This window comes from Novosphingobium sp. 32-60-15 (assembly GCF_002280675.1).
Taxonomy (GTDB): Bacteria; Pseudomonadota; Alphaproteobacteria; order Sphingomonadales; family Sphingomonadaceae; genus Novosphingobium.
Genome location: NZ_NCEN01000019.1, coordinates 41943 through 62026, shown reverse-complemented (window position 1 = coordinate 62026; position 20084 = coordinate 41943). Strand labels below are relative to the sequence as shown.

Genomic DNA, 20084 nt, shown 5'->3' with positions numbered 1-20084 from the left:
GGCTGGTGGGATTAAAGACCCTTGGCCATTTCCGCTTCGAGGTTTTCGACAATGGCTTCAAAGAACTTCTCGGTGGTCATCCAGGCCTGGCTTGGGCCGATGAGCAGCGCGAGATCCTTGGTCATCTTGCCGCTTTCAACGGTTTCGATGCACACACGCTCAAGCGTTTCGGCAAACTTCACCACTTCAGGCGTTTCGTCGAACTTGCCGCGATACATGAGGCCACGCGTCCATGCGAAGATTGACGCGATAGGATTGGTCGAGGTTTGCTTGCCCTGCTGGTGCTGGCGATAGTGGCGCGTCACCGTTCCATGTGCCGCTTCGGCTTCAACCGTCTTGCCATCGGGCGTCATCAGCACCGAGGTCATCAGGCCGAGCGAACCAAAGCCCTGCGCCACGGTATCGGACTGCACGTCACCGTCATAGTTCTTGCAGGCCCAAACGAACTTGCCCGACCACTTGAGCGCCGAGGCGACCATGTCGTCGATCAGGCGGTGTTCGTAAACGATACCGGCGGCTGCAAACTTTTCCTTGAAGCCTTCGGTGTCGAACACTTCCTGGAACAGGTCCTTGAAACGGCCATCATAGGCCTTGAGGATCGTGTTCTTGGTGGAAAGATATACTGGCCAACCAAGGTTCAGGCCATAGTTGAGGCTGGCGCGGGCAAAGTCGCGGATCGAATCATCAAGATTGTACATTGCCATGGCAACGCCGGCTGATGGGTACTTGAAGACTTCGCGATCAATCACTTCGCCATTATCACCTTCCCAGACGAGGCGCAGTTTGCCAGGGCCGGGAACGAGGAAATCGGTGGCGCGGTACTGGTCACCAAAAGCGTGACGGCCAACCACGATGGGGTCGGTCCAACCGGGCACCAGACGCGGGACGTTCTGGATCACGATGGGTTCACGGAAAACAACGCCGCCAAGGATGTTGCGGATCGTGCCGTTGGGCGATTTCCACATCGACTTGAGGTTGAATTCCTCGACGCGCTGTTCATCAGGCGTAATCGTGGCGCACTTCACGCCGACGCCGAATTCCTTGATCGCGTTGGCAGAATCAATCGTGATCTGGTCGTTCGTCTCGTCACGCTTCTCGACCGAGAGATCGTAATACTTGAGATCGATATCGAGGTAGGGAAGGATCAGGCGTTCACGGATCCATTCCCAGATAATCCGGGTCATTTCGTCGCCGTCGATTTCGACGACCGGGTTCTTCACCTTGATCTTCGCCATGTCTGTCCTGTCTTTTCAGCTGGGGAGAAATTTGGCTTTCCCTTAGCAGAGAGGCGCGGACGCGCAAGGCGGGGCGCGGATATCTGCAATTTTTGACGCTGCCTTTGTTCTGCGCTCTGGACAGCACGCGGTATTCCAGGTCAAAGCTTTAAGCGACCGGTTAAAGTTGGGTGAAACACCAGGAGTGCAAGTGATGAGCGAAGCTGAAGTTCTGACCGAAGTCGATGGCAATGTTCTGATCGTCACGATCAATCGACCTGCCGCCAAGAATGCTGTGAACCGTGCCGTTGCCGAGGGCATAGCCGCGGCGATGGAGCGGTTGGATGCCGAAGACGCGCTGCGCTGCGCTGTCCTGACGGGTGCTGGCGGCACGTTTTGCGCAGGGATGGACCTCAAGGCATTTCTTCGCGGCGAGATGCCGTCTGTGCCCGGACGCGGTTTTGGTGGCCTTGCCCAGCAATCGCCAAGAAAGCCGGTCGTGGCTGCCGTGGACGGCTATGCTTTGGCAGGCGGTATGGAATTGGCCTTGGCGTGCGATCTCATTGTGGCCAGCGCTTCATCGATGTTCGGCATTCCAGAGGCCAAACGCGGTTTGGCTGCTGCTGCTGGCGGGCTGATGCGATTGCCCCGTCAAATTCCGCCGCGCATCGCCATGGAACTGGCGTTGACGGGAGATTTCATTACCGCGCAGCGCGCTTATGAAATCGGCTTCATCAATCAAATTACAGAAGGGCCTTCCATCGATGGAGCCAAAGCATTGGCTGCAAAGATCGCAGAAAACGGTCCGCTGGCGTTGATGGCCTCAAAAGCGATCATTCGCGATTCGCATGAATGGACTGAGGCGGAAATGTGGGAGAAGCAAACGGCCTATACAATGCCGGTGCTGACATCGCAGGATGCGCGTGAAGGTGCGGCCGCCTTCGCCCAGAAGCGCAAGCCCAACTGGCAGGGCAAATGAATGGCGATGCCTGGGGCAGCAGCAGGCTTACTGTTCCAGCCATTTGCAGCATCAGAGCAACAAAAAACCCCGCCAAGGCGGGGTTTTCTATGTGATGGTGGGCGTAGCAAGGATTGAACTTGCGACCCCTACGATGTCAACATAGTGCTCTACCACTGAGCTATACGCCCGCACCATCATGCGTCCGCAGCGACTATCCGGGTGTCCGTAGCGTCGTCGGGAAGCGGCCCATTAGCCTTGGCATTTGACCAAGGCAAGGGGGTAATTGCAAGGCGCCTGCCAAGGCACCTTCATTCACGGCTGTTGCGTGCCCATGATCGGTGCATCTTCGAACACGCGCTGCACTTCGAGAACGAGGTCCTTGAGGTGGAATGGCTTGGACAGCACGCGGGCCTGCGGTGCTTCGCGATTCGCCTTGAGCGTTACTGCGGCAAAGCCTGTGATGAACATCACTTTGGTGGCCGGGCTGATTTCTGCACAACGCTGCGCCAGTTCAATCCCGTCCATCTCGGGCATGACAATGTCCGAGAGCAGGAGATCAAAGTGTTCGCGTTCAAGCAACGGGATCGCGGCTGTACCCCGGTCTACCGAAGACACCGAAAAACCTGCGTTTTCCAAAGCGCGTGAAAGGTAAGTGCGCATCGCCTCTTCATCTTCGGCGAGCAGGATCCGGATCATGGCTAACCCTTGTTTGTTAGTGCGGTTCAAATTGCAGCGGTTCAATGCTGTGTGTCTGGAACGCTATAAACGCTATCCGGTTAAAATTCTGCCGACAGGGATATCAGACGTTTTTTTGACTTCATATCGAATCGGTTGCACGAGTTGAACATGCAAGACTCTGGCAAGCAAGCAGGAGATTCGGTGTTCGTGCACGGGGGCACGGTCCCCGGCAATCCCGGCATACCGGCTTACGTGTTGAAATTGTGCGATCCTTCGCCAATCCCCGTGGTGATTGCCGTGCCTCACGCGGGCAGAGCCTATCCAAGGGCACTGCTCGACCGGATGCGCCACCCGGATTTCGCCGCGCCCCGGCTTGAAGACCGCTACGTTGATTTGCTGGCAGAAGCCGTGGCCCTTGAAACGGGAGCCGCGTTGCTGGTCGCCCACGCGCCGCGTGCCATGCTCGATCTCAACCGGTCATGTGACGACGTCGATTGGGAGATGCTGGGGGGTGTGCCAGCAGACGCATCGACGTTGCCTGGAACATTCAGCCGTCGCGCCCGCAGCGGGCTGGGGCTGGTCCCACGCCGCCTGCCCGGCCTTGGCGAATTGTGGAAGCGGAGGCTGGACCATGCTGAATTGCAAGACCGCATTGGCGCAATCCATCAGCCATACCACTCTGCTTTGGCGTCGGCGCTTGAACTGATTCGCGATCGTTGGGGTGCGGCACTGCTCATTGACCTTCACTCCATGCCGCCTTTGGCAGCACGCTCTGCAGGAGAGGCCGCGCCGGAGTTTGTGATCGGAGACCGATTCGGGTCTTCATGTGATGGCGGAATCATCGGATCCGCATTCGCCGTGCTTGCGCAATCTGCGCGGAGGGCGTCGCATAATCGGCCTTACGCCGGCGGGTATGTGCTGGAGCGCCACGCCAAACGGCATGAAGGGGTGCATTGTTTCCAGCTTGAGATCGACCGCACATGCTATCTTGATCAGCGCCAGTTTGAACTTGGGGTCGGTTTTGACGCTACGGTAAGCTTGCTTATCGGGCTGGTGCGGCGCTTGGCCGTGGACGTGGCAGAACTTGGCCGCACCGCTGATCGCGGCCGTTGGCGCGCTGCCGCAGAGTGATGCAACGCCTCTCCAAATAAAAAGCCACCCGGAGATAAACTCCAGGTGGCCAAGGTTCAGGGAGGAGGTGCACCAAGGTGCACCCGTTACGCTGGGCCATGAGGGGAGCCGCAACGCAACAATGTCTAAATAGGGTAGCGTCGTTGCCGCCGCAAGTAGATTCGAGGGAAATTTGTCACACCCTAAAGAAAAAGGCGACGAACCGTTGAGTTCGTCGCCTTTTTTGTTGACTTGTGTCCCAAATGTTTCGGTTTCAAGTCACTCAGGTTTCAGTCACTGGGCCGGAGCGGCGACTGCCGGGATCGGTCCCTTGCCCAATTGCACTTGCGCGGCAAATACTTGGCTAATCAGTTCGAGCGAGAAGAGGTGCGCATAAAGCAGCGGCAGAAGCCCGCTTTGCGCCCAACCACGCAACACGTCGCCACGAACTTCGCGCAGCTTTTCCTGATTGACCATCTGGAAACCGCGGTAAATGAAGGGCTGGTCGTTGCCCTGCTGCTGAATGGCGACTTCGCCTTCCATCAGCAGGTCATGCTTCTTGAGTTCGTCAATGAACGCCTGGGTGCGTTGTCCGGCCTGTTCGAACTGCTCGCAAAAGCCGAGCGCGGCCTTTGTGGCTTCCGAAGGCTGGCCATCTGCGAACAGGTCCTGACCTTCTTCGACCGAATCACTGATCAACCCTGATGACGGGTCAAAGCACAGCGAAAGCTCTTCGCTGCTGGGGTTCAGCTTGGCCAGAAGGAACGGATAACGGCGCACATATGCCGGGATGTAGATCGGCTGGGTGACTTTGCCAGCTTCGTCCACGAAGATGTTCACACCTTCATTCAGGCCCATCAGCGCCAATGGAACGGGGTTGTCGCCCGATGCGAAGATGATCGGGTAATGACGCGCAGCCTGCGGAAATTCCTCTGCCGTCAATGGGATGGCATGCTGGCCGATCAGCCACGGCGCAGCATCCGCATTCTTGGCCTTCCACGTGGCGTGGTCACGGCTGTTGAGCGGCATGAGGTCGTTGTAGAACATCGGCAGGTTCGCTTGCGGCGCGCTGGCCATCGGGTATCTCTCCAGATTCAATTGATAACGCGCGGCACGCCGCGGCACTTGCGGAAGTCGCGGTTCTTAGTGACTGTCAGGAAGCCACGCAAGCCGCGTCAAACAAGCTTTCCCGGGTTCAGCAGCCCTTTTGGGTCAAGCGCGTGTTTGATGGCGCGCATCATCGCCAGAGCAACCGGATCGGCAAGCCGCACAAGTTCATCGCGCTTCAAACGGCCAATGCCGTGCTCGGCTGAAATCGAACCGCCCCATTGCGTAACCATATCATGCACTTGGCGGCTGATCGCTTTGCCGTCGCTTGCTTCCCACGCAGCGCGGTCGCTGCCCGGCGGCGCAATGACGTGGAAATGCACATTGCCATCACCAAGGTGGCCGAAACAAACAGCGCGCGTGCCTGGCCAGTCCGTTTCCAGTTGTGGCACAGCGGCTTCGACAAAGGCGGGCATCTGCTCGACAGGCACAGAAATGTCGTGCTGCATCGCGGGGCCAAGCGCGCGCTCCGCCGGAGAAATCGTCTCGCGGATCAGCCACAGCCGTTCGGCCTGATCCTCGCTTGCAGCAATTGTCGCATCGGCAATCAGCCCGCGCTCGTAAGCGGTGGCCAGAAGTTGCACGGCAATTTCCGCAAGCCTCGTTGCCGTTTCAGCGTCGCCTGCAACCAATTCTATCAACGCATGCCAATTGTGCGGTTCGGACAATGGCGCCCGCGCATCGGGCAGATAAGCCATCACGGCTTCAAGGCTGTGTTGTGGCAGCACTTCGAACCCTTCCAGCAGATCGCCAGCAATTTCTTGCGCCAATAGCAGCAGCCCCCGCGCATCCTGCAATGAAGCAGTGCCTGCCCACATCACCGTCCGCCCGGCAATCCCCGGCTCCAGCTTGAGCGTCGCTGCCGTCACGATGCCCAATGTGCCTTCCGAGCCAATCAGAACTTGCTTCAAATCAAAGCCGCGATTGTCTTTTTTGAGCGGGACCAGCTGGTTGAACACCGAACCATCCGCCAGAACGCCTTCAAGCCCCAGCACCAGTGCCCGCATCGAACCATGCCGCAGAACTTGTGTTCCGCCCGCATTGGTTGAAATCAGCCCGCCAATGGTCGCCGATCCTTTGCCGCCCAATGATAGCGGAAAGCGCAATCCATCGCGTTCAGCAGCTTCGTGCAGCACTTGCAGAATGACGCCCGCTTCCACCGTTGCCGTGCGCGCGGCAGGGTCCAGCGAGATGATCCGGTTCATCCGGCGCAAGGAAAGGATCAATTCGTCCCCACCATCAAACGGTGTTGCCCCACCGGACATCCCGCTATTCCCGCCTTGGGGAACGATCGGGACGCCATGGCGCGCGCACAGCGCGACAAGTGCGGCAACTTCATCCGTGCTGGCCGGAGAGGCGAGCGCCAATGCCTTGCCGGTATAACGTCCACGCCAGTCGGTCAGCCATGGCGCGATGTCGTCTGGTGCGGTGGTCAGGCCTTTCGGACCCAACAGGCAGGCTGCCTCATCAAGGAATGTGCTGGTCATAAAGTGTCCGGCTATTGGCACCCTGCCATGAGGGCAATTCATTTTTCTGAAGTGATAGGTTAAGCCAAGGTTCAAGCCTTCGGTCTAGGGGTGAAAAGGAACGGGGCTAGCAGCGCAAAACTGCTATCCATCCCAAACGGTACGAACAAGAGTCATCCTTTTCCGAATGCCCACGATTGCTCATCTTATCGCGCATTTGGCGCTGCTGCTTCCGGCGGCAACGATGGACGCGTCGCCAAGCGATGGGCCCATGACGGCAGCGGGTATCGAAGCGCAGTGGTCAGCCGCAACCATGCCAACAGGCGCGCCCATGATGGACAGCGCAACAGAACCGGGCAGTTTCGCAGGTTTTATTGTTGATGGTCTGGTTGACGACACATGGAACCAGGTGCGGATTGAACAGCGCATGATCATCCGGATCGCGCCGCGTCTGCCAGGGCAATTCATGGCCATGCCATCGCGCCCGCAAATGGAGCCCCGCTTTGTCGAGCGGAAGACCGCCAAATGCTTGCCCATCGCCAGCATCGCCGGGGTTCAGCCTGAATCTGCTGGCAGGCTGTTGTTGATTACGCGCAACCGCAAGCTCATCGGCGCAAGTCTTGATAAATCCTGCCGCGCCCGTGATTTCTATTCGGGCTTCTATGTTGAACAGAACGCCGACGGACAGCTATGCTCCGGGCGTGATATCATCCATTCACGCGCCGGGGCGAATTGCGCCGTTACCAAACTGCGCGAACTCGTACTTGATGACGACGATTGAGCCCCGAATCAGTGTTTTCCTGACCGTTGGGAATCATTGACTTTTCGCCACAAATCGGCATAGCCCGCGGACATCGTTGGCGCGTCCCACGCGGGCCGCAGTCCAACTGGCGCGCAAAATGTGCGCCGTCTCTTGATTTCGGAACATTGCCTGCATGAAGTTTGCCGACCTCGGCCTCTCGGATGAATTGCTCAAGTCAGTCCTTGAGGCTGGCTATGATGAGCCCACTCCGATTCAAGCGCAGGCGATCCCTTCGGTCCTGATGATGCGTGACATCATCGGTATCGCTCAAACCGGCACAGGCAAGACGGCAGGCTTCGTGCTGCCGATGATCGACATTCTGGCCCATGGTCGCCGCCGCGCGCTGATGCCGCGTTCGTTGATCCTTGAACCGACCCGCGAATTGGCTGCTCAGGTTGCTGAAAACTTTGAAAAATATGGCAAGAATCACGATCTGAAGATGGCGCTGCTCATCGGCGGCGTGCAGATGGGTGACCAGATCAAGGCGCTGCAAGACGGCGTTGACGTGTTGATCGCAACGCCCGGCCGCTTGATGGACTTGTTCGAACGCGGCAAGATTCTGCTGACTGGTTGCGATCTGCTGGTGATCGATGAAGCTGACCGCATGCTCGACATGGGCTTCATCCCTGACATCGAAACCATCTGCACCAAGCTTCCGGCCCAGCGCCAGACGCTGCTGTTCTCGGCCACCATGCCGCCCCCGATCAAAAAGCTGGCCGACAAATTCCTGTCGAACCCCAAGATGATCGAAGTGGCGCGGCCTGCCAGCACGAACACCAGCATCGTGCAGCACAAGGTCCGCTGCACATCGCGCAACAAGCGTGACGTGCTGCGCCACCTGCTGCGCACCGATAACGTCACCACCGCAATCATCTTTGCCAACCGCAAAACCACTGTGCGTGAACTGGCCAAGTCTTTGCAAAGCCACGGCTTTGCCGCTGGCGAAATTCACGGCGACATGGACCAGAACGCCCGCAACGCCGAACTGCAAAAGTTCAAGGACGGCGGCATCAGCATCCTTTGCGCGTCTGACGTTGCCGCGCGCGGGCTTGACGTCAAAGGCGTCAGCCACGTCTTCAACTTCGATACGCCCTGGCACCCGGACGATTACGTTCACCGCATCGGCCGCACCGGTCGCGGCGGTGCAACGGGCCGCGCGTTCACGCTGGTGGCCGATGATGATCTTGAAGCCATCGACAACGTCGAAAAGCTGCAAGGCACAAAAATCCCCGAATTCAAACTCGACTTGGGCGACAAGGCCGAAGCCAAACCCCGTGCCGAACGCGAACCACGCGAAGACAGCGCCGAGCCAAAGCGCGCTCGTGGCGGTCGGACCAAGCGGCCCGAACGGGCAGCGCCGGTTGAAGTCGAGGCGGTTGAAGCACCGGTGGCCGAAGAACGGCCTGCCCGCGAAAAGCGCCCTGCGCGCGAACCTCGCAAGGCCGCACCTGATCCACGGCCAGCAGAACCAAGCCGCGCGCTGCGTTCGGAACCCACACCGCGTCGCGATAACGCCGATGCACCGGTACAGGCAGGCGATTGGAACGGCCCCGTTCCCGGCTTCCTCAGCGTTTCTGCACTCTAATCCCTTCCCACGCAGGGAAGGGGCCTCGTCACAGGATTAGCTCGCCAGCTTGATAAAGCTGTCGATTACGCGTTTGCGTCCGCCAGTTTCGAAATCGATCTCCAGCTTGTTGCCTTCTTGCGCGGCGACTGTGCCATAGCCGAACTTTTCGTGGAACACGCGCACACCTACGCCCACATCATTGCGTGGCTTGGCAGCAAAGCTGGCCGCGCTGCGGGTCGCTTCGGGGATGCGGCGCGGGTTGGTGTCAAATGGCTGGGCGGCGGCGCGTTGCCAACCAGGACCCCGCGCCATTCCGCGTGATGGCTGGGCCTTTGCCAAATGCGCGAACGGATCATCACGCTCGCTCCAGTTGGCCCGCCACATCGATGCCCCGCCTGAAAGCGTGGTTTCTTCATCGACATGCTCGGCTGGCAATTCGGCGATGAAGCGCGACGGGATCGAGCTGGTCCACTGCCCGTAAATCCGTCGGTTGGCCGCATGCAGGATGGTGCAGCGTTTGCGCGCACGCGTGATCGCCACATAGGCAAGGCGGCGCTCTTCCTCCAGCGATGCCAGCCCGCCCTCATCCAGCGAACGCTGCGATGGAAACACGCCTTCTTCCCATCCGGGCAAGAACAGGTTTTCGAATTCAAGCCCCTTGGCCGCATGGATGGTCATGATCGTGACCTTTTCCGTATCCGACGCCGCCTCGTTGTCCATCACCAGGCTGACATGCTCAAGGAAGTCACCCAGCGTTTCATACTCTTCCATTGCCCGGGCAAGTTCTGACAGGTTCTCAAGACGCCCCGTCGCCTCGGCGGTTTTTTCCGCCTGCAACGCTTCGGTATAGCCGCTCTCGTCAAGGATCGTGCGCACCAGTTCGGCAGGCACCAGCGATTTTGCAGATTCGCGCCAGTTGGCAAAGTTGCGCATCAGCCCCGCCAAAGTGCCCCGCGCCCGCGCTGGCAGCTCGTCTGTATCAAGGATCTCAACCGCCGCCGCAAACAGCGGCACGGATCGCGCCCGCGCATGGCGGTGCAGCTTTTCCAGCGTCTTGTCGCCAAGCCCGCGCTTGGGCGTATTGTAAATCCGCTCGAACGCCAGATCGTCCTGCGGGCTGGCAACGATCCGCAAATAGGCCAGCGCATCACGGATTTCGGCGCGTTCGTAAAAGCGGAAACCCCCGACAATCCGATAGCCAAGCCCGATCTGGATAAACCGGTCTTCAAATTCGCGCGTCTGGAACTGCGCGCGCACAAGGATGGCGACGCGGTCCAGCGGCGCACCTTCGCGCTCCAGCCGCTCGATCTCCTCGCCCACCCGGCGTGCTTCTTCCGGCCCGTCCCACACGCCGATGGCGCGCACTTTGTCGCCACCGTCAATCTCGGTCCACAGCGTCTTGCCAAGGCGTTCGGAATTTTCGGCAATCAGCCCCGATGCCGCTCCCAGAATGTGCGGGGTGGAACGGTAATTCTGCTCAAGCTTGATCACCTTCGCGCCCGGAAAATCCTTTTCAAACCGCAGGATATTAGCCACTTCTGCGCCGCGCCATGAATAGATCGACTGGTCATCATCGCCCACCACGCAGATGTTCTTGCGGTTCTGCGCCAGCAAGCGCAGCCACAGATATTGCACCGCGTTGGTGTCCTGATATTCGTCCACCATCACGTATTTGAAGCGCTGCTGCCAAGATTCCAGAACATCGCGCTCACGCCGGAAAATGTTGAGCATGTGCAGCGTCAGGTCGCCAAAATCGCAGGCGTTCAAATCCTTCAACCGGTTCTGGTACAGTGCATAAAACCGCTGGCCCTTGCCATTGGCATAAGCCTCGTTCTCCAGCGCATCGATGTCGGCCGGATTGAACCCACGGTTCTTCCACTTGTCGATCAGGCCCGCCAATTGCTTGGCCGGCCAGCGTTTGTCGTCAACGCCTTCGGCCTGAATCAACTGCTTGAGCAGGCGCAACTGGTCATCGGTATCGATGATCGTGAAGTTGCTTTGCAGGCCCACCAGTTCGGCATGGCGGCGCAGCATCTTGGCCGCGATCGAATGGAACGTGCCGAGCCACGGCATGCCTTCCACCGCAGGTCCGATCAGCGCGCCCACCCGCTCACGCATTTCGCGCGCGGCCTTGTTGGTGAAGGTCACGCACAAAATCTCGCTCGGCCATGCAAGCCGCTGGCGCAACAGGTTTGCAAGGCGCGCGGTAAGCGCAGCCGTCTTGCCCGTGCCTGCGCCCGCCAGCATCAGCACCGGCCCCTCGGTCGTGGTCACAGCCTCACGCTGGGGCAGGTTGAGGCCATCAAGCCACGTTTGATCGGGCGTTTGACCGGAGTTGGGATTCGTCATGATATGGGAAGACATATGTGAACAGATAGGGACCAAATGCATGCGCGGCAATCGTCTTCCCGCCAATCCCTGTCGGTATCGGTTCGTCGCACCCGCAGTGTCTGTCCATCGCAGAGCCGGGAACCGCCGGGGCAGCAACAGGCTTGGGAGTGCAACTGGATATGTGATTTAAGGAGATTTCCGATGCGCCGTTTTCTTGCGATGAGTGCACTTGCCCTGACGTTGACCGCTTCACCGGCTGCGCTGATCGCCCAAACAATGCCTGATGCAACATCACCCACCGGCAATCAGGATGCGACAAGCGCGCCAACCACGGCTGGCGCAACGGCCTACACGCCGGGTCCGTCAGAAATGAGCCAGATGGACACGTGGCCTGCCGAACAGAAGGCAAAGTATCAAGCGTGGCCCGCTGATTACAAGGAATACTTCTGGACGCTGGACGCAGACCAGCAGAAGGGCTGGTGGGCGCTGACGGATGAGCAAAAGTCGCAAGTCTTTGCCATGACACCTGACGAGCGGGCCAAGATTTGGCCAACAATCGTGGGGCAAGTCACCGGCCAGAGCATGGCGTCGGCAGCGCCGATGCCAGCCAATCCGGCCGCAACGCCGCCAATGTCATCAAACCCGGCGTCATCCAGCATGGACGGCGCGGCTGCTTCAAGCGGCGCAATGGCAACGCCGCCAGCAACGGCCATGAACAAGACGTACCCTGTGTGCAGCAAGACCGTAACGGATAGCTGTCGCAACCGTGGCGGTGTGTAAATTTCTGCAATAAAAAGCTAAAACCGCAAGGGCGTCGGGCAACCGGCGTCCTTTGCACACCCGCTTCGTGCGCGGTTTGCTTGACCATCGCGCGCATAGGCTGAAAGAAGCCGCCCACGACAGTGTGGGGGTAAACGCGTCAATGAATCCGATTCGCCAGCATGGCCGCGTGCTTACCGCTAGTCTCGTCGGGACGGCTGTCGAGTTCTATGACTTCTACATCTACGCAACGGCTGCGGCGTTGGTTATCGGGCCGCTGTTCTTTCCCACGACGTCGGCAACCGCGCAGACTTTGCTGGCGTTCATGACCTTTGGCCTGGCCTTCTTTGCAAGGCCGGTTGGCGCCATCGTCTTCGGCCACTTCGGGGACCGCATCGGGCGCAAATCCACGCTGGTGGCCTCGCTGATGCTGATGGGCACCTCCACCCTGCTGATCGCGTTCCTGCCAACTTATGCGATGGCCGGATGGATCGCGCCTGCGCTGCTGTGCACCTTGCGCTTCGGGCAGGGCTTCGGCCTTGGCGGGGAATGGGGCGGTGCGGCACTGCTGGCAGTGGAAAATGCGCCAAAGGGCTGGGAAGCGCGCTTTGGCAGCGCCCCGCAACTGGGCGCACCGGTTGGCTTCTTTTTCGCCAATGGCCTGTTCCTGCTGCTGGGCCTTGGTCTTTCGGACGAGGATTTTGCAAGCTGGGGCTGGCGCGTGCCGTTTCTGGCCAGCGCGGTGCTGGTCGGTGTCGGCCTGTGGGTGCGGCTGAAAATTGGCGAAACGCCATCCTTCAAGGCTGAACTGGAAAAAGCGCCACCGCCGAACGTGCCGATCACGCGCCTTTTGCGCGATCACACGCCCGCCGTTCTGGCCGGGATTGCGGGCGTGGTTGCGTGTTTTGCGGTGTTCTATCTTGCTACGACATTTGCGTTGTCGTTTGCCACAACCAAACTTGGTTATGCCAAGCAGGAATTTCTTGGCATTCAGTTGGGCGCAAACACCTTCTTCGCGCTTGGCATTCTGGTTGCCGGATATTGGGCGGATAAGTCGTCGGTTCAGCGCGTGTTGGGCACAGGTGCGGCGCTGACAGCGGTGCTCGGACTGTTCTTTGGCACAGGCCTTGGTTCAGGGTCGCTGCCTATTGTGTTTGCCACGCTGGCGGGATCGCTGTTCGTGATGGGCCTTGCCTACGGACCGCTCGGCGCGTGGCTGCCGACGCTGTTTCCGGTGTCCGTGCGCTACACGGGCATTTCGCTGGCGTTCAATATTGGTGGCATCATTGGTGGCGCCTTGGCGCCATTTGCCGCAGCTTGGGCAGCTACGGCTGGCGGAACCGCCTATGTCGGGCTATTTCTGACGCTGGCTGGCGCAATGACGGTGGCGGGGGTGAATCTCGCGCCGAAGTTGCGGGATTAGGCTGCGGTGCCATTGAACCAATCCGTACCGATAATGAAGTGCTCTGCATCAACCGGATTGGGAAACGGACCAACGAGGCGGCCTGAAAATCTTGCCTTGAACACGCCACCTTCCGTCCATTCGCTTTCAAGGATGTAGGTGCCGCCAGTGTCAAATTCACGAATTTCGGCTGCACGCTTTCCATCGTTGCTAAAAAGCGTGCAGCAAATCTGATAGTTTCTGCCGTTGAGTGATGGCTTCGCCAAAAAACGATAAAATCGCTTTAGCCAAGCCAATTGATTACCCCTTCATCCGCATCAGCGTGATCAGCGCCTTGCCCACCTTGCGGTCAGCATCAACCTCGCAAATGCGCACGTCGGGCACTTCTTTCAGGCCGGTCTCAAGGCTGATCCAGGTGCCTTCGCCAATCCAGCCAAGCCGCGCCAGCTTTTCAATCGCCACTGCGCCAGCGCCGGTGCCATAGGGCGGATCGAGCATGACCAGATCAAGCGGCTGCTTGGTGGGGCCGAGCGATAGAACCGAAGATGCGCGCACATCGCATTGCGGAGCGCAGCGCAGCGCAGCGATGTTGGCGCGGATGGCGCGCACGGCGGCGGCATCCTGTTCCACGAACATCGCCGTGGCCGCCCCGCGTGACAGCGCTTCAAGACCGAGCGCGCCCGATCCTGCGAACAGATCGGCCACGGCCAGCCCTTCAAAGCTGCCAAGGCGGCTGGCCAGCATCGAGAACAGCGTTTCGCGTGTGCGATCAGCGGTGGGGCGGGTGGTGTCGCCTTCGGGCGCGCGGACCGGACGTCCGCGCCATTCACCTGCGATAATTCTCATTTGGTCTTCAACGTCTTCCGGAAGGCTTCAACCATGACTTGCGGCACTTCCACCGCGCTGCCGCGTTGCAGGTCGCCCAATTCAAATGGACCATAAGCCGTGCGCAACAGCCGCGACACTTCAAGGCCAAGATGCTCCAGCACGCGGCGGATTTCGCGGTTCTTGCCCTCGGTCAGGGTCATTTCGATCCACTTGTTGCGGCCCGCACTGCGTTCCAGATTGGCGTTGATCGGCCCATAGCGGACGCCTTCGATTTCGATGCCCTCGATCAGCTCTTCCAGCTTGGTCTGCGAAATGTCGCCAAATGTGCGGGCGCGATACGTGCGCGGGATGCCGGTCGAGGGCAGTTCCATCGCGCGCTTCAATTCGCCATCGTTGGTCATCAACAACAGCCCTTCGGTATTCACGTCCAGACGGCCCACCGGCATCACGCGCGGCGCATTTTCCGGCATGGCGTTGCGCAGCGCGGTGTAAATCGTCGGGCGTCCGGTGGGATCGCGCTCTGCCGTGATCAGGCCCGCCGGCTTGTGGAAACGGAACAGGCGCGGTGCGGCAATCGGCCCCACCATCTTGCCGTCCACCGATACCCCGCGCAGGCTGGTCAGCAACGTGGCGGGCGTTGTCACCACGTCATCGCCAATCTTGACGCGGCCATCCTCGATCATCCGCTCCACCTCGCGGCGGCTGGCAATACCGGCGCGGGCAAGCAGCTTGGCGATGCGGTCGCCCTCGCGCTCGCTGCCATCTTCGGCCAGCGCGCGCTTGGCAGCCACCACCGGCTGCGAAGTGCGCGGCGCACCGCTGCGCATGGAGAACGGCTTTTTTTCAGGCGTTGTGGTACGGGGGCTGAACCGCTTGGGGCGGTCGCCGCCGTTTCTCGGGGGAAAAGTCATGTGCGCCCCTTACGCGAGATTGCGCAATCCGTCACCCCTAGGTCAACAAGTCTAAGTCATCACCTCTGGCGCAGCGCGATTTGGGCGTTAGTCTATCGGCCAGCAATTCTTAGGAGCATGCGCGTCGATGAACGCAGGAAACCCGACCCGACAACGCGGCCTGTGGCAATCAGTGCAGCCATATCTTGAAAAGGAATCGGTCGCTGCATTCTTTCTCGGCATGTCGTCAGGCTTTCCCTACGCGATGATCGGCGCAACGCTGACCACGCGATTGGCGCAGGACGGGATCGACAAGAAGACCGTCACGGCCTTCACGCTGGCGTTTCTGGTCTACAATCTGAAAGTGTTCTGGGCCTGGCTGGTTGATGGGGTCCGCCTGCCGTTGATCGGCGGCATGGGGCAGCGCGTTTCGTGGATGTTGCTGTCCGGCGTGTTGGTCATGGCCGCCGTGGCCAATCTGGCGTTTGTTGATCCATCGGCAGATTTGAGCAGTACCGTATTGGCTGCCGTCCTTGTCGGCGTTGCAGGTGCGACTTTCGATATCGTGATCGATGCCTATCGCATCGAAACGCTGAAACCGTACCAACTCGGCACAGGTTCAGGCATGAGCCAGTACGGCTGGCGCATCGGTTCGGCGGGGGCAGGGGCTTTGGCGCTGGTCATGTCGGCGCGGTATGGCTGGAGCGCGGCCTATCTGGCCTGTGCGGCCTTCGCACTTCCAGCGATGGCGATGGCGCTCATTCTGGGTGAACCCAAACGCCACCGTGATCCTATTGCGCGCAAAGGCGTGGGCGAAGTTTTCGGCGCAATCATCGGCCCGTTTGGCGAGTTTTTCCGCCGCAACGGTGCATGGCTCGTCCTGCTGTTCATCCTCGTCCACAAAGTGGGCGATACGCTGGCCAACCTCACCTTCCGCCTGCTGTTTGATGACCTCGGCTTCAGCAATGACGAAATCGCCATCTGGGACGTCGGCGTGGGCTTCTGGGCCTATCTGATCGGCGTGTTCATCGGCGGTGTGGCCTATGCCAAAATGGGCCTGAAGCGCTCGGTCTTGCTGGCGCTGGTGCTGATGGCAGTATCCAACCTGTCGTTCGCCGCACTGGCTGCGGCTGGACATTCGAACATCGGCATGGCTGGCGCGATCGGGTTCGAGAACATCGCTTCGGGCTATGGCGGCGTAGTGGTGGTCGCCTATTTCTCGGCGCTGTGCGATTTGCGCTACACCGCCGCGCAATATGCGATGATTTCTGCCAGCGCCAGCGTAGTCGGGCGTTTCGCCACCGGCACGACGGCAGGCGGCCTGATTGAATCACTGGGCTATGTGAACTTCTACGTGCTCACCACGCTGCTCGCGCTGCCCGGCATCGCGCTGTTCTGGTGGATGAGCCGCAGCGGCCTGGTCGATGCGGCAATGGGCACGGCGGGCGAGGAATAGCTCTGCCCCAAACCCGTTCGTGTCGAGCGAAGTCGAGACACCGTGCACAGTGTCTCGACTTCGCTCGACACGAACGGGATCAGGTCGGGATCTCATCGTTCAGCCGCAGCACCTCTCCGGCCAGGTAAAGCGAGCCGACAATCAGCACGTTGCCGCCTGCCGGGAGCGCGGCCAGTGCATCAGGCACATTGGAAAAACTGCTCACCGGAAGCCCGGTAAACGGCGCAAAATCCTCGGGCCTATGTGCATCATGTCCCGGCGCTGGCACGACCGAGATCGACAACGCACGATCGGCCAAGGGCTTCAGGATCGCCGAAGGGTCTTTGTTGGCCAGCATGCCCATCACCAGATGCACCGGCGGCTGGCTTTCCAGATGGCGCGCGATGGCAAGGCCTGCATCGGGGTTGTGTCCGCCATCCAGCCACACCGTCCGCCCTTGCGCCAATGCGGTGACAGGACCCGCCCCAAGCCGTTGCAACCGCGCAGGCCAGCGCGCCGCGACAATGCCCTTCGCCATAGCCTCAGGCGAAACTGGCACGGCCCGCTGATGCCGGATCATCGCCACGGCCAGCGCCGCATTCTCGGCCTGATGCTGGCCGGGCAAGGCGGGCAGGGGCAGCGTCAGCGCGCCCTGTTCATCACGATAGGCAATTGCATCGCCAATCGCCGCATCCCATCCGCGCCCGCGCATCACCACCGGCGCACCGATCTGCGCGGCTGTCGCACTGACCGACTCCGCTGCCCGTTCAGGATAGGCCATCGTCACCAGCGGCACACCGGGCTTTGCAATGCTGGCCTTCTCGAACGCGATGCGCGCGAGCGGATCTTCGGGCACACCGTCTTCGGGTGCCAGCAGGAAGGCTTCGTGATCTATACCCAGCGTGGATATGCCGCAAACGGCCGCTGTCGGCATCACATTGGTCGCATCCAGCCTGCCGCCAAGGCCGGTCTCGATCACGCAGACATCTGCCGGAATGCGGCTGAACGCCATGAACGTGGCAACCGTCGTCACTTCAAAAAAGCTTGGTTCAAGATCAGCGCCCGCATCCAGCGCTTCTTTCAGCAAGGCCGCCAGCAGATCATCCCCAATCAACGCGCCAGCAATCCGGATGCGTTCGTTATAGCGTACAAGGTGGGGCTTGGTCGCGGAATGGACCGTCAGCCCTTGCGCCTCAAGGATATAGCGCAAGTAGGTGCAGGTTGATCCCTTGCCGTTGGTGCCCGCCACATGGAAAACCGGCGGCATATGGTCCTGCGGATTGCCAAGCCGCGCACAAAGTTCGCGCACCGTATCAAGGCCCAGGCGGCCCGAGGGCAGGGACAATGCGCCCAACCGGTCAAGCTGGGCCTGAACGGCAGCGTTATCCGATATTGCGAAGTCGCGCATGGAAGGCCCACCCCCGACCCCTCCCGCTTGGCGGAGAGGGTTAATCTGTTACGCCGCCTTTGCAGCGGTCAGATAATCGATCACTTGCGCCAGCGTGGCTTTCAGATCGCGGCGGTGCGTGACCATATCGACCATGCCGTGGGCATAGAGATATTCGGCGCGCTGGAACCCTTCGGGCAGCTTTTCGCGGATCGTGTCCTGGATCACGCGCTGTCCGGCAAAGCCGATCAACGCGCCGGGTTCAGCAATCTGCACATCGCCCAGCATGGCATAACTGGCGGTAACGCCCCCAGTGGTAGGATCGGTCAGCACCACGATATAGGGCAGGCCAGCAGCGCGCAGGCGGGCAATCGCCACGGTTGAACGCGGCATCTGCATCAGGCTGAGAATGCCTTCCTGCATGCGCGCGCCGCCTGCTGCGGTAACGGCAACATAGGGGCACTTTTCACGCACCGCGCGGTCGCATCCGGCCACAAAGGCATTGCCCACCGCCATGCCCATCGATCCACCCATGAAGGCAAATTCCTGAACGCCGACAACGGCCTTCTGGCCTTCGATCCGGCCAAACGCGTTGGTCAGAGCATCATGGTGCGGATTGGCCGCACGCGCAGCCTTGATCCGGTCGACATACTTCTTGCTGTCGCGGAATTTCAGCGGGTCTTCTTTAACCTTGGGTGCGGGCAGCAATTCAAAGCCTGCGTCCAGCAACTGTTCAAACCGCGCATCAGCACCGATCCGGCCATGGTGGTCACAATGCGGACAGACCGAGAGGTTGTCCTCGTAATCCTTGATGAACAGCATTTCGCTGCACGAGGGACACTTGATCCAAAGGTTGTCCGGTGTGTCCCGCTTCGGCGTGAAGGGGAGGGCGTTGCGGACTTTGTTAAGCCAGCTCATGCGATTTCCTTGCGTGCTGAATGGACGGCAGCGGCTAGCGCGGCGGTGAGTTCTTTCACCGGCCCTGCGGCATTTGCACCATGTTTTGCCACCAGATCAACCAGTGCCGACCCGACCACAACACCATCGGCCACCTTGGCGATGGCTGCGGCCTGTTCGGGCGTGCGTACGCCAAAACCGACAGCAACCGGAATAGTCGCCGAAGCCTTGATCCGCGCAACCGCTTCATCAATGCTGGTCTGCGCCGCCTGCTGCATGCCGGTGATGCCGGCAACCGACACGTAATAGAGGAAGCCCGACGAACCATCGAGCACGGCAGGAAGCCGCGCGGCATCTGTCGTGGGCGTGGCGAGCCGGATCAGCGAAACACCAGCGCCGCGCAATGCCGGGCCAAGCTCGGGGTCTTCCTCTGGCGGAATGTCCACGCAGATCACGCCATCAACACCCGCCTTCACGCATTCCGCCGCAAACCAGTCACCCCCGCGAATGGTCATGGGGTTGGCATATCCCATCAGCACCAGCGGCACTTGCGGATGCCGTGCGCGAAATTCGGTGGCGATGCGAAAGATGGCTGCCGTCGTCGTGCCCGCGCCAAGGCTGCGCAAGTTGGCAAGCTGGATCGCCGGACCATCAGCCATCGGATCGGTAAACGGCATACCCAGTTCAATCACATCCGCGCCGCCTTCCACCAGTGCATCAAGCACGGCAGCGGTGGCGTCGGGCGTGGGATCACCACCCGTGACGAACGTGACGAGGGCAGGGCGGCCCTTGGCGAAAGCTGCGGCGAGGCGGCTCACTTAGCCCTCTCCCCTTCAGGGGAGAGGGTTGGGAGAGGGGGGTGAAACACAGGCATAGGGGCCTGTCGCGCCTCTGCCAGAGCAATGGAAAGCATCGTCAACACGCCCTCTAGATTAGTCATAACATCGCCGTTCGTGAAGCGGACCACATGGTAGCCACGCTCGTTCAGATATCGTGTCCGGTCGGCATCGTGAAGGTCATCGACGTCATGGGTGTGCCCATCGATTTCCACCACGATCCGTGGTTCGTTAGCAGCGAAATCGGCGATAAACTTGCCGATAACCTTCTGCCTGCGGAACTTCACCCCTTCGAACCGGTTGGCGCGCAACGCAAGCCCCATTCGCGTTTCCGGTTCCGTCATCGCCTTGCGGTTTTCGCGGGCGAATTCCGTAAGTCGCGGGTCGCGCAATTCCCCTCTCCCAACCCTCTCC

19 protein-coding genes and 1 tRNA gene are annotated in these 20084 nt (G+C 60.2%); 7 read left to right on the top strand and 13 right to left on the bottom strand.

All coding sequences use genetic code 11. The annotated features are described in order from the left end of the window. Positions 1 to 11 precede the first annotated feature (11 nt). Positions 12 to 1235, bottom strand: coding sequence for an NADP-dependent isocitrate dehydrogenase (locus B7Y89_RS13450; protein ID WP_292939016.1), 1224 nt, complete (start codon positions 1233 to 1235; stop codon positions 12 to 14). Between the two features lie 193 nt (positions 1236 to 1428). On the opposite strand from B7Y89_RS13450, the gene B7Y89_RS13445 reads away from it, so the two are divergent. Further along, entirely contained in the window at positions 1429 to 2193 is a 765-nt protein-coding gene (locus B7Y89_RS13445) for a crotonase/enoyl-CoA hydratase family protein (RefSeq protein ID WP_292939015.1), read from the top strand. A 95-nt stretch (positions 2194 to 2288) separates the two neighbouring features. On the opposite strand, the gene B7Y89_RS13440 is transcribed toward B7Y89_RS13445, so the two are convergent. Continuing rightward, positions 2289 to 2363 (bottom strand) — tRNA-Val (locus B7Y89_RS13440). A 124-nt stretch (positions 2364 to 2487) separates the two neighbouring features. Further along, a complete protein-coding gene (gene cpdR, locus B7Y89_RS13435) occupies positions 2488 to 2871 on the bottom strand; it encodes a cell cycle two-component system response regulator CpdR (protein WP_292939014.1) in 384 nt (127 codons plus the stop codon). A 150-nt stretch (positions 2872 to 3021) separates the two neighbouring features. On the opposite strand from cpdR, the gene B7Y89_RS13430 reads away from it, so the two are divergent. Beyond that, positions 3022 to 3984: an N-formylglutamate amidohydrolase gene (locus B7Y89_RS13430; RefSeq protein ID WP_292939013.1), complete on the top strand. Its 963-nt coding sequence runs from the start codon at positions 3022 to 3024 to the stop codon at positions 3982 to 3984. 273 nt (positions 3985 to 4257) lie between these two features. Here the strand turns inward: B7Y89_RS13430 and B7Y89_RS13425 are convergent, their stop codons facing one another. Then, positions 4258 to 5040: a SapC family protein gene (locus B7Y89_RS13425; RefSeq protein ID WP_292939012.1), complete on the bottom strand. Its 783-nt coding sequence runs from the start codon at positions 5038 to 5040 to the stop codon at positions 4258 to 4260. Between the two features lie 98 nt (positions 5041 to 5138). Then, positions 5139 to 6557, bottom strand: coding sequence for an FAD-binding oxidoreductase (locus B7Y89_RS13420; protein WP_292939011.1), 1419 nt, complete (start codon positions 6555 to 6557; stop codon positions 5139 to 5141). A gap of 166 nt (positions 6558 to 6723) precedes the next feature. On the opposite strand from B7Y89_RS13420, the gene B7Y89_RS13415 reads away from it, so the two are divergent. Next, the gene (locus B7Y89_RS13415) at positions 6724 to 7317 is read left to right on the top strand and encodes a hypothetical protein (RefSeq protein WP_292939010.1); all 594 of its coding nucleotides are present in this window, start codon (positions 6724 to 6726) and stop codon (positions 7315 to 7317) included. Positions 7318 to 7471: 154 nt separating this feature from the next. Next, a complete protein-coding gene (locus B7Y89_RS13410) occupies positions 7472 to 8923 on the top strand; it encodes a DEAD/DEAH box helicase (RefSeq protein WP_292939009.1) in 1452 nt (483 codons plus the stop codon). A gap of 36 nt (positions 8924 to 8959) precedes the next feature. Here B7Y89_RS13410 and B7Y89_RS13405 read toward each other — a convergent pair whose 3' ends face one another. Further along, entirely contained in the window at positions 8960 to 11254 is a 2295-nt protein-coding gene (locus tag B7Y89_RS13405; RefSeq protein WP_292939008.1) for a UvrD-helicase domain-containing protein, read from the bottom strand. A gap of 183 nt (positions 11255 to 11437) precedes the next feature. Here B7Y89_RS13405 and B7Y89_RS13400 point away from each other — a divergent pair, with 183 nt between their 5' ends. Both B7Y89_RS13400 and B7Y89_RS13395 read left to right on the top strand, forming a co-directional pair. After that, the gene (locus B7Y89_RS13400; RefSeq protein WP_292939007.1) at positions 11438 to 12016 is read left to right on the top strand and encodes a hypothetical protein; all 579 of its coding nucleotides are present in this window, start codon (positions 11438 to 11440) and stop codon (positions 12014 to 12016) included. A 142-nt stretch (positions 12017 to 12158) separates the two neighbouring features. Beyond that, entirely contained in the window at positions 12159 to 13418 is a 1260-nt protein-coding gene (locus tag B7Y89_RS13395; RefSeq protein ID WP_292939006.1) for an MFS transporter, read from the top strand. On the opposite strand, the gene B7Y89_RS13390 is transcribed toward B7Y89_RS13395, so the two are convergent. Genes B7Y89_RS13390 through B7Y89_RS13380 form a run of 3 tightly spaced genes read right to left on the bottom strand, consistent with a single transcriptional unit; the run spans position 13415 to position 15136 of the window. Continuing rightward, positions 13415 to 13693 (bottom strand): hypothetical protein, encoded by a 279-nt coding sequence (locus B7Y89_RS13390; RefSeq protein ID WP_292939005.1) that lies wholly within the window; start codon positions 13691 to 13693, stop codon positions 13415 to 13417. The two genes, B7Y89_RS13395 and B7Y89_RS13390, sit on opposite strands and share 4 nt — an antisense overlap. A gap of 4 nt (positions 13694 to 13697) precedes the next feature. Then, on the bottom strand, positions 13698 to 14243 hold the full coding sequence (rsmD, locus tag B7Y89_RS13385; RefSeq protein WP_292939004.1) for a 16S rRNA (guanine(966)-N(2))-methyltransferase RsmD: 546 nt from the start codon (positions 14241 to 14243) through the stop codon (positions 13698 to 13700). After that, positions 14240 to 15136 (bottom strand): RNA pseudouridine synthase, encoded by an 897-nt coding sequence (locus tag B7Y89_RS13380; RefSeq protein WP_292939003.1) that lies wholly within the window; start codon positions 15134 to 15136, stop codon positions 14240 to 14242. The genes rsmD and B7Y89_RS13380 overlap by 4 nt, the downstream gene beginning before the upstream one ends. Before the next feature lie 127 nt (positions 15137 to 15263). Between B7Y89_RS13380 and B7Y89_RS13375 the strand changes: the two genes are divergently transcribed. Continuing rightward, a complete protein-coding gene (locus B7Y89_RS13375; RefSeq protein WP_292939002.1) occupies positions 15264 to 16571 on the top strand; it encodes an MFS transporter in 1308 nt (435 codons plus the stop codon). Between the two features lie 79 nt (positions 16572 to 16650). On the opposite strand, the gene B7Y89_RS13370 is transcribed toward B7Y89_RS13375, so the two are convergent. Genes B7Y89_RS13370 through B7Y89_RS13355 form a run of 4 tightly spaced genes read right to left on the bottom strand, consistent with a single transcriptional unit; the run spans position 16651 to position 20062 of the window. Continuing rightward, positions 16651 to 17958: a folylpolyglutamate synthase/dihydrofolate synthase family protein gene (locus tag B7Y89_RS13370; RefSeq protein WP_292939001.1), complete on the bottom strand. Its 1308-nt coding sequence runs from the start codon at positions 17956 to 17958 to the stop codon at positions 16651 to 16653. A 48-nt stretch (positions 17959 to 18006) separates the two neighbouring features. Then, on the bottom strand, positions 18007 to 18855 hold the full coding sequence (gene accD / locus B7Y89_RS13365) for an acetyl-CoA carboxylase, carboxyltransferase subunit beta (protein WP_292939000.1): 849 nt from the start codon (positions 18853 to 18855) through the stop codon (positions 18007 to 18009). Next, the gene (gene trpA / locus B7Y89_RS13360; protein WP_292938999.1) at positions 18852 to 19652 is read right to left on the bottom strand and encodes a tryptophan synthase subunit alpha; all 801 of its coding nucleotides are present in this window, start codon (positions 19650 to 19652) and stop codon (positions 18852 to 18854) included. Before trpA ends, accD begins: the two co-directional genes overlap by 4 nt. Next, positions 19649 to 20062 (bottom strand): DUF559 domain-containing protein, encoded by a 414-nt coding sequence (locus B7Y89_RS13355; protein WP_292938998.1) that lies wholly within the window; start codon positions 20060 to 20062, stop codon positions 19649 to 19651. Before B7Y89_RS13355 ends, trpA begins: the two co-directional genes overlap by 4 nt. Between the last annotated feature and the right edge of the window lie 22 nt (positions 20063 to 20084).

What these genes read in the sequence shown, in the direction of transcription:
- B7Y89_RS13450 (WP_292939016.1), bottom strand. Translation starts at nt 1,235, where the DNA reads ATGGCGAAGATCAAGGTGAAGAACCCGGTCGTCGAAATCGACGGCGAC.
- B7Y89_RS13445 (WP_292939015.1), top strand. Translation starts at nt 1,429, where the DNA reads ATGAGCGAAGCTGAAGTTCTGACCGAAGTCGATGGCAATGTTCTGATC.
- cpdR (WP_292939014.1), bottom strand. Translation starts at nt 2,871, where the DNA reads ATGATCCGGATCCTGCTCGCCGAAGATGAAGAGGCGATGCGCACTTAC.
- B7Y89_RS13430 (WP_292939013.1), top strand. Translation starts at nt 3,022, where the DNA reads ATGCAAGACTCTGGCAAGCAAGCAGGAGATTCGGTGTTCGTGCACGGG.
- B7Y89_RS13425 (WP_292939012.1), bottom strand. Translation starts at nt 5,040, where the DNA reads ATGGCCAGCGCGCCGCAAGCGAACCTGCCGATGTTCTACAACGACCTC.
- B7Y89_RS13420 (WP_292939011.1), bottom strand. Translation starts at nt 6,557, where the DNA reads ATGACCAGCACATTCCTTGATGAGGCAGCCTGCCTGTTGGGTCCGAAA.
- B7Y89_RS13415 (WP_292939010.1), top strand. Translation starts at nt 6,724, where the DNA reads ATGCCCACGATTGCTCATCTTATCGCGCATTTGGCGCTGCTGCTTCCG.
- B7Y89_RS13410 (WP_292939009.1), top strand. Translation starts at nt 7,472, where the DNA reads ATGAAGTTTGCCGACCTCGGCCTCTCGGATGAATTGCTCAAGTCAGTC.
- B7Y89_RS13405 (WP_292939008.1), bottom strand. Translation starts at nt 11,254, where the DNA reads ATGACGAATCCCAACTCCGGTCAAACGCCCGATCAAACGTGGCTTGAT.
- B7Y89_RS13400 (WP_292939007.1), top strand. Translation starts at nt 11,438, where the DNA reads ATGCGCCGTTTTCTTGCGATGAGTGCACTTGCCCTGACGTTGACCGCT.
- B7Y89_RS13395 (WP_292939006.1), top strand. Translation starts at nt 12,159, where the DNA reads ATGAATCCGATTCGCCAGCATGGCCGCGTGCTTACCGCTAGTCTCGTC.
- rsmD (WP_292939004.1), bottom strand. Translation starts at nt 14,243, where the DNA reads ATGAGAATTATCGCAGGTGAATGGCGCGGACGTCCGGTCCGCGCGCCC.
- B7Y89_RS13380 (WP_292939003.1), bottom strand. Translation starts at nt 15,136, where the DNA reads ATGACTTTTCCCCCGAGAAACGGCGGCGACCGCCCCAAGCGGTTCAGC.
- B7Y89_RS13375 (WP_292939002.1), top strand. Translation starts at nt 15,264, where the DNA reads ATGAACGCAGGAAACCCGACCCGACAACGCGGCCTGTGGCAATCAGTG.
- B7Y89_RS13370 (WP_292939001.1), bottom strand. Translation starts at nt 17,958, where the DNA reads ATGCGCGACTTCGCAATATCGGATAACGCTGCCGTTCAGGCCCAGCTT.
- accD (WP_292939000.1), bottom strand. Translation starts at nt 18,855, where the DNA reads ATGAGCTGGCTTAACAAAGTCCGCAACGCCCTCCCCTTCACGCCGAAG.